This is a genomic window from Marmoricola sp. URHA0025 HA25 (assembly GCF_054059435.1).
The window spans coordinates 2,809,495-2,822,585 of the sequence record NZ_JBSSCD010000001.1; the positions used below are offsets into that span (position 1 = coordinate 2,809,495).

Below are 13,091 nucleotides of genomic sequence, written 5' to 3' on the forward strand. Positions count from 1 at the left end.
GAATCAGGCCAGCTTCTCCAGGATCAGCTCCCGGACGCGGCCCGCATCGGCCTGCCCGCGCATGTCCTTCATCACCGCTCCGATGAGCGCGCCGGCGGCCGCCACCTTGCCGTCGCGGATCTTCTCCGCGACGTCCGGGTTGGCCGCGATCGCGCGCTCGACGGCCTCGGCCAGGGCACCCTCGTCGGAGACGATCGCCAGCCCACGGGCGGCAACCACTGCGTCCGGATCGCCCTCGCCGGCGACGACGCCGTCGATGACCTGACGGGCCAGCTTGTCGTTGAGGGCACCCTCGTCGACGAGGGCCTGCACCCTGGCCACCTGTTCCGGCGTGATCGGCAGGTCGGTGAGCTCGACGCCGTCCTCGTTGGCCCGGCGGGCGAGGTCGGAGAGCCACCACTTGCGGGCGGCCTGCGGGGTGGTGCCCGCGGCCACGGTGGCCTCGATCACGGGGATCGCACCGGCCGCGACGACGTCACGCATCTCCAGGTCGGCAAAGCCCCACAGCGCCTGGAGCCGCGCTCGGCGCTCTCGCGGAGGTTCGGGCAGCGTCCCGCGGAGCTCCTCGACCCACGCGCGCGAGGGTGCCACCGGCACCAGGTCCGGCTCGGGGAAGTAGCGGTAGTCCTCCGCGTCGGACTTCTCACGGCCCGAGGTGGTGACGCCGGTGTCCTCGTGCCAGTGCCGGGTCTCCTGCAGGACCGACTCCCCCGCCGCGAGGAGCGCAGCCTGCCGGGAGATCTCGTAGCGGGCAGCGCGCTCCACCGAGCGCAGGGAGTTCACGTTCTTCGTCTCGGTGCGGGTGCCGAGCTTGTCCGATCCGGCGGGAGCCAGCGACAGGTTCACGTCGCAGCGCAGTGACCCCTGCTCCATCCGTACGTCGGAGACGCCCAGGCCGAGCAGGATGTCGCGCAGGGCGCCGACGTACGCGCGGGCGACGGCCGGCGCCATCTCCCGAGCCCCGGTGATCGGCTTGGTGACGATCTCGATGAGGGGGATCCCGGCGCGGTTGTAGTCGACCAGGGAGTAGTCGGCGCCGTGGATGCGGCCCGTCGAGCCGCCCACGTGCAGCGACTTTCCGGTGTCCTCCTCCATGTGGGCGCGCTCGATCTCGACCCGGTAGGTCTGTGCCTCGCCGGACGCGTCCGGGACGGTGACCTCGGTCCAGCCCTCGTAGGCGATCGGCTCGTCGTACTGCGAGGTCTGGAAGTTCTTCGGCATGTCCGGGTAGAAGTAGTTCTTCCGGGCGAAGCGACACCACTCGGCGATCTCGCAGTTCAGGGCGAGCCCGATCCGGATCGCGGACTCGACCGCCTTGGCGTTGACCACGGGCAGCGACCCGGGCAGGCCCAGGCAGGTCGGACAGGTCTGCGTGTTGGGCTCCGCGCCGAACTCGGTGCGGCAGCCGCAGAACATCTTGGTGACGGTGTTGAGCTCGACGTGCACCTCGAGGCCCATCGCCGGGTCGAACCGCTCGAGTGCCGACTCGAAGTCCATCAGCGGCTCCGTCATCGGTTCACCTCCGACTTCGGGCGGTCGGCGGCCAACCGGTGATCGAGCCTGTCGAGATCCAGCAGCGGCCCGCCCCACTCCTTCTCGAGCAGCGCCTCGAGGGCAGCACCGACGCGGTACAGCCGGTCGTCGGCGAGCGCCGGGGCCAGCACCTGGAAGCCGACGGGGAGCCCGTCCTCCGGCGCGAGCCCGGCCGGCAGCGACAGCCCCGGTACGCCGGCGAGGTTGGCGGGGATCGTCGCGATGTCGTTGAGGTACATCGCCAACGGGTCCTCGAGCTTCTCGCCGATCCGGAACGCGGTGGTCGGCGCGGTCGGCGAGACGAGCACGTCGGCCTGCGCGAACGCGGCCTCGAAGTCGCGGCTGATCAGGGTGCGCACCTTCTGCGCCTGCCCGTAGTACGCGTCGTAGTAGCCGCTGGACAGGGCGTAGGTGCCCAGGATGACGCGGCGCTTCACCTCGTCGCCGAAGCCGGCGTCCCGGGTCGCGCGCATGACCTCTTCGGCGCTCGGCGCCTCGACACCCTCGGGGAGCACCCGCAGGCCGAACCGCATCGCGTCGAAGCGCGCGAGGTTGGAGGAGGCCTCGCTCGGCATGATCAGGTAGTAGGCGGCCAGCGCGTGCACGAAGGTCGGGCACGACACCTCGACGACCTCGGCGCCCGCGGCGACGAGCAGTTGGACCGCCTCGTCGAAGCGCTGCTGCACCCCTGCCTGGTAGCCCTCTCCGCCCAGCTCCTTGACCACCCCGATGCGCACGCCGCTCATGTCGGCCGCCGCTCCCTGCCGGGCCGCCGCGACCAGCGCCGGCAGTGGCGCGTCGACGCTCGTCGAGTCCAGCGGGTCGTGGCCGCCGATCACCTCGTGGAGCAGCGCGGCGTCGAGCACGGTCCGGGTGACCGGACCTGCCTGGTCGAGCGAGCTCGCCAGCGCGACGAGGCCGTAGCGCGAGACGCCTCCGTAGGTCGGCTTCACGCCGACCGTGCCGGTGACCGCACCCGGCTGGCGGATGGACCCGCCGGTGTCGGTGCCGATCGCGATCGGCGCCTCGAACGCCGCGACCGCGGCGGCCGAGCCTCCCCCGGAGCCACCCGGGATGCGGTCGAGGTCCCAGGGATTGTGCGTCGGACCGTAGGCCGAGTGCTCGGTCGACGATCCCATCGCGAACTCGTCCATGTTGGTCTTGCCGAGGATCGGCAGGCCGGCCGCCCGCAGTCGCGAGACGACCGTCGCGTCGTACGGCGGCACCCAGCCCTCGAGGATCCTGGAGCCGGCGGTGGTCGGCAGCCCCTCGGTGACGACGACGTCCTTGACCGCGATGGGGACGCCGTCCAGCGCTGACGCCGGTGTGCCCGCGGAGCGCCGGGCGTCGGAGGCCTCGGCCTGGGCAAGGGCACCCTCGGCGTCGACGTGCAGGAACGCATGCACGGCACCGTCGACCTCGGAGATCCTGTCGAGGCAGGCCTGCGTGAGGGCGACGCTGGTGGTCTCACCGGCGGCGAGCGCGTCCGCGAGCTCGGCCGCGCTCCTCCGGATCAGGTCGGCGTCGGCGGCGGGCGCACTCACTGCTCGTCCCCGAGGATGCGGGGGACGGCGAACCGCTGCTGCTCGGACGCCGGCGCACCGGACAGGGCCTGCTCCGCGGTCAGGCACCGCGCCGGCTCATCCGCGCGGAACACGTTGGTGAGCGGGACGGCGTGCGAGGTCGGCGGAATGTCCGCGGCGGCCACCTCGGCGATCGAGGCGATGCTCTCCAGGATCACCGAGAGCTGCGGGGCGAGGTGGTCGAGCTCGGCTTCGTCGAGCTCGATCCGGGCGAGGTCCGCCAGGTGGGCGACCTCGTCACGGGAAATCTCGGGCATGGCGGCAATCCTAGGAGTACGCCGCCCGGGCGCCTCCCTCGGGACGGACGCTCCTACGCTGCCGCCATGGAACCCGTCCTCATCGCAGACGAGCGCACCCAGGTCGAGGCCTTCCTCGACAGCAACCGCGACGAGCTGGTCGGGACGCTCGAGGGTCTGACCGAGGAGCAGGCCCGGCGCCGGCTGGTGCCGTCGCTGACCACGCCGCTCGGGCTGGTCAAGCACGTCACGTGGGCCGAGCAGGTGTGGTTCCACGTCGGCGTCGCCGGCCGGACCCGCGAGGAGCTCGGCATCCCGCAGCAGAACGAGCCGAGCTGGGAGCTGACCGACGACGACACCGTGGCCTCGGTGATCGACGACTACCGCCGGGTGTGCGCGGAGGCACGGGAGATCGCCGCGGCGTACGCGCTCGACGACCTGGTCCTGCACAACCGCCGCGGGCCCCTGACGCTGCGCTGGCTGTACCTGCACATGATCGAGGAGACGGCCCGCCATGCCGGGCACGGCGACATCCTGCGGGAGCAGATCCTCGCCGGTTCGTGACGACGCGGAAGTGGTATAGACCACCTCGGGCGGACGCTGCCGAACCCAATTGACTCGCCCGGCAGCGCCGGGAAGACTCGGGTACTCACCGGTTCCACAATGCACGGATCATCTTCGGGAATGAGAGCGTGAGCCAGCAACGACCCCAGGGCCGGAGACGGGCGCACGAAGTGGCGGACCCTGCCGGCATCGAGCCGGCGTCCTTCGCCGAGCTGGCGACGATGTGGCGCAGCGTCTCCCACGCCCACGCCGTCCTGGACCACCTCCGGCAGCACTTCCTCGACACCGACCTCGACGCCCTCCTGGCCGAGCAGCTCTCGCTGGTGCCGGTGCTGCACGACTGGAAGCCGGTCACCGAGACCGAGGCACGCGAGCTCAGCTACCTCCTCGGGCTGTACGCGGACCCGCCCCTGGACGCCACCCGCGAGGAGGTCGCGCACACCGCGAACGTGACCATCCGGTGGATGGCCGCCCGACGCGGCAGCGGCGACCGTTCGGGCTGAACTCATGGGGACCAACGTCCCGAATCGTCCTGAAACACCTAATTGGGGCGAGAAGGGGTCGATCCTGTTGCTAACGGACAGGGGAGGGTCCCAATGAGCAGCAACGCAGTCTCGATGATCAGGTTCGCTCGGGCGACGCACACCGACACCAGGAACGCACGGCCACCGCGCCGGCGGGACCGGGTCGCGACCGAGGTGGCCGCCGCGCCGGGCGCCCGCCTGTCCTACGCCTTCCTGGTCCTCGGCGGGCTGGTGGTGCTCGGCTCCGAGCTGCTGCCCACGCCCCGGCTGTCCCAGGACCTGGTCTACGACCTCGTCAGCGCCTCGGTGGTCGTCGCGATGCTGGTGGGCGTTCGTCGCTACCGGCCCCGCGCACGCCAGGCCTGGTACCTGATGGCCGCAGGCCAGTCGCTGTGGGTGCTCGCCGACACGAGCTTCAACTGGCAGCAGGACGTCATGCACGTGACGGCGTTCCCGACGATCTCCGACGGCTTCTACCTCCTCGGCTACCCGCTGATCGCGGCCGGTCTCGCCCTCCTCGTCCGCGACCGGATGCGCGCACGGGCCGACATGGGCCCGCTGCTGGACACCGCGACCGTGACCGCCGGCCTGTGCCTGCTGTCCTGGGTGCTGCTCGCCCGGCCCACGATCGAGAGCCTGCACCACTCCCCCGGCGCTGCGGCGGTCGCCGCGGCGTACCCGGCCATGGACATCCTGCTCGTCGGCGCGCTGGTCCGGCTGTTGAGCTCGCCCGGAGGCCGCTCGCCGGCATTCCGGCTGCTGCTCGCCGCACTGACCCTGCTGATCGCAGCCGACACGCTGTCGGTCGCCTTCGACCTGTTCGCCACCAACACGGTGAGCGTGGTCGAGTACCTCTGGCTGTTCTCGTACGTCGCCTGGGGCGCCGCCGCGCTGCACCCGTCGATGGCCGAGCTCTCCGAGACCGTCACCAGGCCGGACCTGCACTTCCGCGGACTCCGGCTGCTGGCCGTCGTGCTCGCGACCCTGATCTCCCCCGCGATGCTGACGGTGCACGAGGTCACCGGAGTCGCCGTCGACGTCTGGGCCGTGATCATCGGTTCGGTCGTCATGTTCCTGCTGGTCGTGGTCCGGATGAGCATCGCCATCGAGCAGATCGCCGCGGCCCACGAGGCACTCGAGAAGCTCCAGGACGAGCTCGCCGTCCAGGCGACGCACGACCCGCTGACCGGGCTGGCGAACCGGACGCAGTCCATGCGGCTGCTCGCCGGTTCCCTCGGCCGCAGCCGCCGCAGCGGCAGCACGACCGGACTGCTGTTCATCGACCTCGACGGGTTCAAGGCGGTCAACGACAACCACGGCCACCGCACCGGTGACGAGGTCCTGCGCCAGGTCGCGCGAAGGATGGAGCTCGAGATCCGCGACGGCGACTTCGTCGGCCGGCTGGGTGGCGACGAGTTCCTCGTCGGCATCGAGAACGTCTCGGGCGAGAACAGCGCCATGTCCCTGGCCAGCCGCCTGATCGCCGCTGTCTCCGAGCCGATCCAGGTCGACAACGACCTCGTCGTGCACGTCGGTGCGAGCGTCGGCCTGGCGCTCGGCAAGGGCGGCGAGACCGACGTGGAGACGCTGCTGCACGAGGCCGACGTGGCGGTCTACCGCGCCAAGGCCGCTGGCAGGGGCTGCACCGAGCTGTTCAGCGGGGCCGTCCGGGTCGAGCTGCAGATGCACAACGACCTCGAGCGGGCGCTGCGCCAGGCGATCGTGAACGACGAGCTCCTGGTGCACTACCAGCCGATCGTGCACGTGCCCACCGGACGAGTGGACGGCTACGAGGCCCTGGTGCGCTGGGACCGGCCCGGTATCGGGCTGCTCCACCCCGACTACTTCCTGCCGGTCGCGGAGAGCTCCGACCTGATCTGCGAGCTCGACGCGTGGGTGATGCGGGCCGCGATCGCCGAGCTGGCGAGGTGGAACGAGCAGCGCGGTGACACCGCCCTGCAGCTCGCGGTGAACGTCTCCGGACGACACGTGAGCCAGGCCCGGATCAAGGACGACGTCGCCTCGGCCCTGCGGTCGCGGAAGATCCAGCCGCACCAGCTCGTGATCGAGGTGACCGAGACCGCGCTCATGGACGGCAAGATGGCCGCCGCCAACCTCGAGATCCTCCGCGAGATGGGCGTGGTCATCAGCCTCGACGACTTCGGCACCGGCTACCAGTCCAGCGCCCAGTTGTCGCGGCTGCCGGTGGACATCGTCAAGATCGACCGGCACTTCGTCGACGTGGCGTCCACGACCTCGCGCAGCCTGCTCGAGCTCATGGTCAAGACCGCGCACGCCTTCGGCGCCCGCGTCGTGGCGGAGGGCGTCGAGCACCCCGAGCAGCTGCGGATGGTCAGCCGGCTCGGCTGCGAGTACGCCCAGGGCTACCTCCTGGGGCTCCCGGTCGCCGGCGACCGGCTGCAGCACCAGGACGACGACCGCGGGAAGCAGCTCGGTCAGACCGCCTGAGGGCCGCCCTCGAGCAGCCTCTTGAACGCGTCCTCGTCCAGGACGGGTACGCCGAGCTGCTCGGCCTTGTCGGCCTTCGAACCAGGGCTGTCACCGACGACGACGTAGTCGGTCTTCTTCGACACGCTCGAGGAGGCCTTGCCACCGCGCGAGACGATCGCCTCCTTCGCGCCGTCGCGGCTGAAGTCGTCGAGCGAGCCGGTGACGACCAGGGTGAGCCCCTCCAGGGTCCGCGGGGTGGAGGCGTCACGCTCGTCCTCCATGCGCACGCCGGTGGCGGCCCACTTGTCGACGATCTCGCCGTGCCAGTCGCCGTCCGGCCCGTCGAACCACTGCCGGACCGACTCGGCGATGGTCGGACCGACGCCTTCCGTCGCGGCGAGCGCCGCCTCGGACGCCTCGCGGACCGCGCTCATCGACCCGAACTCGGTGGCCAGTGCCCGCGCCGCCGTGGGACCGACGTGCCGGATGGAGAGCGCCACGAGCACGCGCCACAGCGGCCTGCCCTTGGCCTTGTCGAGGTTGTCGAGCAGCTTGCGCCCGTTGGCACTGAGCTGCGGACCGTCCTCCCCCTTCTTGGCCGCCCGGGTGAACGCCAGCACCGTGCGGAGCCGCTCCTCGTCGAGGGCGAAGACGTCGCCCTCGTTGGCGATCACCTCGCCGTCGAGCAGCGCGACCGCGGCCTCGTAGCCGAGGCCCTCGATGTCGAACGCACCGCGCCCGGCGACGTGGAAGACGCGCTCACGGACCTGGGCCGGGCAGTAGCGGTGGTTGGGGCAGCGCAGGTCGCGGTCGCCCTCCTTCTGCTCGGCGAGCGTGGTGCCGCAGGAAGGACACTCCGTCGGCATCACCCACTCCGCGAGGCCCTCGGGGCGGAGCGCGAGCACCGGTCCGACGATCTCGGGGATCACGTCACCGGCCTTGCGCAGCACCACCGTGTCGCCGGGGCGGACGTCCTTGCGTCTCACCTCGTAGGCGTTGTGCAGCGTGGCGTTCTCCACCGTCGACCCGGCGACCTTGACCGGCTCCATCACGCCGAAGGGCGTCACCCGGCCCGTGCGGCCGGTGTTCACCTCGATCCGCAGGAGCTTGGTGTTGACCTCTTCCGGCGGGTACTTGTACGCGATCGCCCACCGCGGAGCGCGTGAGGTGGAGCCGAGCCGGCGCTGGAGTCCGACGTCGTCGACCTTGATCACCACGCCGTCGATCTCGTGCTCGACGTCGTGCCGGTGCTCGCCGTAGTGCTCGATGTAGTCCTCGACCGCGCCCAGGTCGGGCAGCACCCGGACCCGGTCGCTCGTGGGCAGCCCCCAGGCCCGGAGCGCGGCGTACGACGCGGACTGGGCCGTCGGCTCGAAGCCCCTCCTGGCACCGATGCCGTGGCACACCATGCCGAGCGCCCGGGTCGCGGTGACCCGCGGGTCCTTCTGCCGCAGCGATCCCGCGGCCGCGTTGCGCGGGTTGGCGAACGCCGGCCTGCCGGCCTCGGTCATCGCGACGTTGAGCTTCTCGAAGGCCTCGGTCGGCAGGAAGACCTCACCGCGCACCTCGACGAGCTCGGGCACCGGGAACTCCTCGGTCGCACTCAGCGCGTGGGGGATGGAGTCGATCGTCTTGACGTTCGGCGTGACGTCCTCGCCGGTGCGCCCGTCGCCGCGGGTCAGGGCGCGCACCAGGCGACCGCGCTCGTAGAGAAGGTTGATCGCCAGCCCGTCGACCTTCAGCTCGCACAGCAGAGCGGGGCTCTCCACCCCGTCGCGGGCCAGCCTCGCCTGCCAGGTCTCCAGCTCCTCGAACGAGAACGCGTTGTCGAGGCTCTGCATCGGCTCGATGTGGTCGACGGCGGTGAACTCCGTCGACACCGCACCACCGACCTTCTGGGTCGGCGAGTCCGGTGTGCGCAGCTGGGGGAACTGCTCCTCGAGCTCCTCGAGGCGACGCATCCGCTGGTCGAAGTCGGCGTCGGAGAGGGTCGGGTCGTCGAGCACGTAGTAGCGGAACCGGGCCTCCTCGAGCTGCTCGGTGAGGTCCTGGTGCTCGTTGCGGGCAGCGACGAGGTCGTCTGCGAGAGTCCCGGATCGTCGCTCGCTGCGCTGGCTCATGGGCACCATCCTGCCCTGTCACGCCGACACGCTGCAGGACCCGGAAACCCCACCGGCGGATCGAAATCCGGGGCGCGGCGTGGCGGGGCGCGGTCCTGCCGTGGTCGGGGAAGGCACAGCGACGACGGGCTCCGCGGTCGGCTGGGTCCCCTTTCGGGTGTGGATCTGTTGATGGCGGCGATTCCGTGCCAGCTGGTGACACCGGATGACCGCTGTCTTGCCGCTTCGGGCCTGCGAGAGGATGCCCGCATGCCCGCACCCTCCGACGACCGCCTCCGGGTCCGGCCGCTGCCGGGCGCGGCGCGCGGGCTGGTGCTGATGCTGCACGGAGGTGCCGAGCACGGCCCCGAGCAGATCGACGACCGCAGCAGGGCCTACCGGCGGACCGGGTGGATGCGCCACGCCATCGCCGGCCGGCTCGAGCGGGCAGGCGTCGGGGTCGCGCTGCTGCGGTTCACGGTCCGCGGGTGGAATGCCGAGCTGTCCGAGGTGCCCTCGCCGGTGGCCGATGCGCGAACCGCCCTCGGACAGCTGCGCCAGGACCACCCCGGCCTGCCCATCGTGCTGCTGGGGCACTCGATGGGGGCGCGCACCGCGGCGTGGGCCGCCGACGACCCCGCGGTCGTCGGTGTCGTCGGCCTGGCACCGTGGTTTCCGCCCGGCGACCCGGTCGAGCAGCTGGCCGGCAGGCACCTCGTGGCGGCGCACGGGCGCCGCGACCGGATCACCAGTCCTCGTGCGACGGCCGAGTACGTCCGGCGAGCTGCGGCGACCGCCGCGTCGGCCAGCTTCGTCGACATGGGCCCGCTCGGGCACTACCTGCTCCGCGGCGTACGCCGCTGGAACGCGACCGCGGTCACCGAGTCGCTGGGCATGCTGGACCGCGTGGTCCCCGGCACGGTGGCGGGCATCACGTCGCCGGAGTGAAACCGACCCACTCCGGGGTGCGTTCCACTGGGGAGAGTCCCCGACCGGAAGTACGCATGTCCCTCCACGAGCCCAGATCAGGCCCCGCCCGTCCGCCGCAGCATCCCCGACGAACCACCGCGCCTCGGCATCAGCTTCAACCAGCTGGTCGGCAGCGCGCTCGCGGCCGCGGCCGCCGCGTTCGGAGCGTCGTACCTGGGCGTCGCCGGCACGATCATCGGTGCGGCCGTCGCCAGCGTGATCGCGACCGTGGCGACCGCGATGTACTCGCGGTCCCTGCAGCGAACCCGTGAGGTCGTGCAGACCACCGTGACGCAGTGGGGCCGGTCCGCTGCGATCGCGCCCGTGGCGGACCCGAATGCGCCCGAACCGCCTGCGGATGGCAAGCGGCGCCCACGCCTCGGTCTCGCTGTCGCGGCGGTCGCGGTGATGGCACTGACGTTCGGCGCCCTGACTGGAGTCGAGTCGATCCTCGGTCAGCCGATCGCGACCCTCCTCGGCGGCTCGCACGCGTCCGGCACCACGCTCGGCTCGGTCGGCGGCACGGGCTCCTCGGAGCCGGCCCGGCACCGGACCAGGACGACCCCGACGCCGACGCCGACCCCGTCGAGCACGCCGACCGCGCCCCCCAGCGCCGAGCCGAGCGCCACCACGCCGGACACCACGCTCCCGGCGCCGGCTCCGAGCACCGACCCGAGCGCGAGCCCGACTGCCCCGGCTCCGACCCCGGAGCCGACGCCTCCGGCCGGCTGAGCCGGCGCCCAAGAATTATTCGTTTGGCGGGAATGGCACTGCCCCCTACTCTGTTGATGGAACGAAACGGTTTCGTTTCATCGAAGCTCAGGAGGGTGGTGGAGGCCCGGTGATGATGAAGAAGATCGCGCAGGCGCACCGCCCGCGCGTCGAGGGCGAGCGCGAGGACGAGATCCTCGACGCCACTGTCGAGCTCCTCATGGAGGTCGGCTACGACCGGCTCACGATGGACGCCGTGGCCAAGCGCGCTCGCGCCAGCAAGGCGACGCTGTACCGGCGCTGGGAGACCAAGGCGAGCCTCGTGGTCGAGGCGCTGGTCCGCGCCAAGGAGGCCCCGCACCCGGTCGAGCACGACACCGGCAGCCTCCGCGGCGACCTGCTGGCCACGTTCTGCGGCCACGAAGGGCTCAGTGGCGCCGCCACCGGCGTCATGGGCGCGATGATCACCGCGGTCAGCACCGATCCGGACTTCGCCGAGGAGTTCCGCGAGAAGTTCATCGCACCGAAGCTCGAGCTCGGCAACGCGATCTACGCCCGGGCCCAGGCCCGCGGCGAGATCGCCGAGGACATCGACGTCGACATCATCGCTCCGGCCCTCGCCGGGATCCTGATGCACCGCGCCTTCATCCTCGGCGGCTCCGTCGACGACGCGACCATCGAGCGCGTCGTCGACCACGTGATCCTCCCCGCCGTACGACATCCCTCGTGCGGCGTGCCCGGACCGGGCAGCACCCATGGCAACCACAAGTTGAAGCAGCACAAGACAAGGACGACGACATGACAGACACCGCAACAGCTGTCGGAGACTCCACCGAGGCTCCCGGCAGCCACAAACACCTCGGCTGGGCGCTTGTGCTCATCTGCGTGGCCCAGCTGATGGTGGTGCTGGACAGCACCATCGCCAACATCGCGCTCCCCTTCATCCAGCACGACCTCGACGTCTCGCAGGCCAACCTGCAGTGGGTCGTCACCGGCTACGCGCTGGCCTTCGGTGGCCTGCTGCTCCTCGGTGGTCGTCTCGGTGACCTCTACGGTCGCCGGCTGATCTTCATGGTCGGCGTCACCCTCTTCGCGGTCGCCTCCGGCCTCGGCGGACTCGCCCAGAACGAGCTGATGCTGCTGGCCTCCCGTGGCCTGCAGGGCCTCGGTGCCGCGCTCGCGGCACCGACCGCGCTCGCCCTGATCGCCACCAACTTCCCGGCCGGGCAGGCGCGCAACCGCGCGTTCTCCGTGTACGCCGCGATGTCGGGCGTCGGTGCGGCCGTGGGCCTCGTGCTCGGTGGCTGGCTCACCGGCCTGCACCCGCACCTCATCGGCACCGACATCAGTGGCTGGCGCCTGACCTTCCTGATCAACGTGCCGATCGGCCTGGTGGCCGCGTGGGCGGCACCGAAGGTGCTGGCCGAGTCCGAGACGCACCCCGGTGAGCTGGACCTGCCCGGCGCCGTCAGCGGCACCCTGGGCCTGGTCTCGCTGGTCTACGGCATCTCGCGCGCCGGTGACCAGCGCTACGGCTGGGGCGACGGCCTGACGATCGGCTTCATGGCGGCCGGCCTCGCGCTGCTGGCGCTGTTCATCGTGATCGAGCGTCGCGTGGAGCACCCGCTCCTGCCGCTGCGGATCCTGACGAACAAGACCCGCGCGACAGCCTTCGTGTCGATGATGATCGTGCCCGCCGCGATGTTCTCGATGTTCTACTTCCTCTCGCAGTTCGTGCAGAACGTGATGGGCTACAGCCCGCTCCACACCGGCTTCGCGTTCCTGCCGTTCAGCTTCGGGATCGTCGCCGGCGCGGGCATCGCGTCGAACCTCTCGAGCAAGGTCAACCCGCGCTGGGTGGCCGGCACCGGGACCGCCCTGGCGGGCGTCGCCCTGCTGATGTTCTCGCGGCTGAGCATCAACGACTCGCCCTCGGCGATCCTGAGCGCGGCGGCCAACGGCGGCCACCTCGGCACCTCGGTGAACTACTGGACCGACCTGTTCCCGTTCATCGTGCTGATGGCCACTGGCATGGGCCTCACGTTCGTGCCGATGACCCTGGCCGCGGTGCACCGCGTCGACCACCGCGACTCCGGTGTCGGCTCGGGCGTGCTGAACACGATGCAGCAGGTCGGTGGCGCGCTGGGCCTGGCGACGCTGTCGACCGTGGCGGTGTCCACGATCAACGACAAGGTCGCCTCGCTCATGGGCGCCCTCGGGAGCGCGGGCCACGACCCCGCGGTCGCCGCGGTCGTCGGCAAGCAGGCCGCGTTCACCGCGGGCGGCACGAACGCGTTCCTCACCGGTGCCTTCATGATCTGGGCGGCCAGCCTGATCGTGTGGATCTTCCTCGACGTGAAGCACGAGGAGATGGCCACCGACGAGCTGCCCGAAGGTGTCGTGGTCTGAGCCGCCGAGCGA

General features: G+C 71.2%; 11 protein-coding genes. 7 read left to right on the forward strand and 4 right to left on the reverse strand.

From position 1 onward, the window contains the following. Nucleotides 1–3: 3 nt before the first annotated feature. From gatB to gatC, 3 genes are read right to left on the reverse strand one after another with little or no spacing between them, the layout of a single operon-like run. On the reverse strand, nucleotides 4–1,512 hold the full coding sequence (gene gatB / locus ACVW00_RS13810) for an Asp-tRNA(Asn)/Glu-tRNA(Gln) amidotransferase subunit GatB (RefSeq protein WP_457111474.1): 1,509 nt from the start codon (nucleotides 1,510–1,512) through the stop codon (nucleotides 4–6). After that, nucleotides 1,509–3,077: an Asp-tRNA(Asn)/Glu-tRNA(Gln) amidotransferase subunit GatA gene (gene gatA / locus ACVW00_RS13815; RefSeq protein ID WP_457111475.1), complete on the reverse strand. Its 1,569-nt coding sequence runs from the start codon at nucleotides 3,075–3,077 to the stop codon at nucleotides 1,509–1,511. The genes gatB and gatA overlap by 4 nt, the downstream gene beginning before the upstream one ends. Continuing rightward, nucleotides 3,074–3,373 carry an Asp-tRNA(Asn)/Glu-tRNA(Gln) amidotransferase subunit GatC gene (gene gatC, locus ACVW00_RS13820; protein WP_457111476.1) on the reverse strand — a complete coding sequence of 100 codons (300 nt, stop codon included), beginning with the start codon at nucleotides 3,371–3,373 and terminating at the stop codon, nucleotides 3,074–3,076. Before gatC ends, gatA begins: the two co-directional genes overlap by 4 nt. A 66-nt stretch (nucleotides 3,374–3,439) precedes the next feature. On the opposite strand from gatC, the gene ACVW00_RS13825 reads away from it, so the two are divergent. The 3 genes from ACVW00_RS13825 to ACVW00_RS13835 all read left to right on the forward strand — a co-directional run bounded on the left by ACVW00_RS13825 (nucleotide 3,440) and on the right by ACVW00_RS13835 (nucleotide 6,909). Beyond that, nucleotides 3,440–3,916, forward strand: a complete 477-nt coding sequence (locus ACVW00_RS13825; protein WP_457111477.1) for a DinB family protein — start codon at nucleotides 3,440–3,442, stop codon at nucleotides 3,914–3,916. Nucleotides 3,917–4,044: 128 nt separating this feature from the next. Continuing rightward, entirely contained in the window at nucleotides 4,045–4,419 is a 375-nt protein-coding gene (locus ACVW00_RS13830; protein ID WP_457111478.1) for a hypothetical protein, read from the forward strand. 93 nt (nucleotides 4,420–4,512) lie between these two features. Further along, nucleotides 4,513–6,909: a putative bifunctional diguanylate cyclase/phosphodiesterase gene (locus tag ACVW00_RS13835; RefSeq protein WP_457111479.1), complete on the forward strand. Its 2,397-nt coding sequence runs from the start codon at nucleotides 4,513–4,515 to the stop codon at nucleotides 6,907–6,909. Here ACVW00_RS13835 and ligA read toward each other — a convergent pair. Next, nucleotides 6,897–9,011 (reverse strand): NAD-dependent DNA ligase LigA, encoded by a 2,115-nt coding sequence (ligA, locus tag ACVW00_RS13840; RefSeq protein ID WP_457111480.1) that lies wholly within the window; start codon nucleotides 9,009–9,011, stop codon nucleotides 6,897–6,899. The two genes, ACVW00_RS13835 and ligA, sit on opposite strands and share 13 nt — an antisense overlap. Nucleotides 9,012–9,260: 249 nt before the next feature. Between ligA and ACVW00_RS13845 the strand changes: the two genes are divergently transcribed. The 4 genes from ACVW00_RS13845 to ACVW00_RS13860 all read left to right on the forward strand — a co-directional run bounded on the left by ACVW00_RS13845 (nucleotide 9,261) and on the right by ACVW00_RS13860 (nucleotide 13,079). After that, nucleotides 9,261–9,938: an alpha/beta fold hydrolase gene (locus ACVW00_RS13845; protein ID WP_457111481.1), complete on the forward strand. Its 678-nt coding sequence runs from the start codon at nucleotides 9,261–9,263 to the stop codon at nucleotides 9,936–9,938. Between the two features lie 237 nt (nucleotides 9,939–10,175). Beyond that, nucleotides 10,176–10,691: a hypothetical protein gene (locus ACVW00_RS13850; RefSeq protein ID WP_457111482.1), complete on the forward strand. Its 516-nt coding sequence runs from the start codon at nucleotides 10,176–10,178 to the stop codon at nucleotides 10,689–10,691. Nucleotides 10,692–10,803: 112 nt separating this feature from the next. Beyond that, nucleotides 10,804–11,472, forward strand: a complete 669-nt coding sequence (locus tag ACVW00_RS13855) for a TetR/AcrR family transcriptional regulator (RefSeq protein WP_457111483.1) — start codon at nucleotides 10,804–10,806, stop codon at nucleotides 11,470–11,472. After that, complete coding sequence (locus ACVW00_RS13860; protein ID WP_457111484.1) at nucleotides 11,469–13,079, forward strand: MFS transporter; 1,611 nt, start codon at nucleotides 11,469–11,471, stop codon at nucleotides 13,077–13,079. The genes ACVW00_RS13855 and ACVW00_RS13860 overlap by 4 nt, the downstream gene beginning before the upstream one ends. Nucleotides 13,080–13,091 lie beyond the last annotated feature (12 nt).

Excerpts from the sequence above, each read along its gene's own strand:
- ACVW00_RS13845 (WP_457111481.1), top strand. The coding sequence starts at position 9,261 with ATGCCCGCACCCTCCGACGACCGCCTCCGGGTCCGGCCGCTGCCGGGC.
- ACVW00_RS13860 (WP_457111484.1), top strand. The coding sequence starts at position 11,469 with ATGACAGACACCGCAACAGCTGTCGGAGACTCCACCGAGGCTCCCGGC.
- ligA (WP_457111480.1), bottom strand. The coding sequence starts at position 9,011 with ATGAGCCAGCGCAGCGAGCGACGATCCGGGACTCTCGCAGACGACCTC.
- ACVW00_RS13835 (WP_457111479.1), top strand. The coding sequence starts at position 4,513 with ATGAGCAGCAACGCAGTCTCGATGATCAGGTTCGCTCGGGCGACGCAC.
- ACVW00_RS13855 (WP_457111483.1), top strand. The coding sequence starts at position 10,804 with ATGATGAAGAAGATCGCGCAGGCGCACCGCCCGCGCGTCGAGGGCGAG.
- gatC (WP_457111476.1), bottom strand. The coding sequence starts at position 3,373 with ATGCCCGAGATTTCCCGTGACGAGGTCGCCCACCTGGCGGACCTCGCC.
- ACVW00_RS13825 (WP_457111477.1), top strand. The coding sequence starts at position 3,440 with ATGGAACCCGTCCTCATCGCAGACGAGCGCACCCAGGTCGAGGCCTTC.
- gatB (WP_457111474.1), bottom strand. The coding sequence starts at position 1,512 with ATGACGGAGCCGCTGATGGACTTCGAGTCGGCACTCGAGCGGTTCGAC.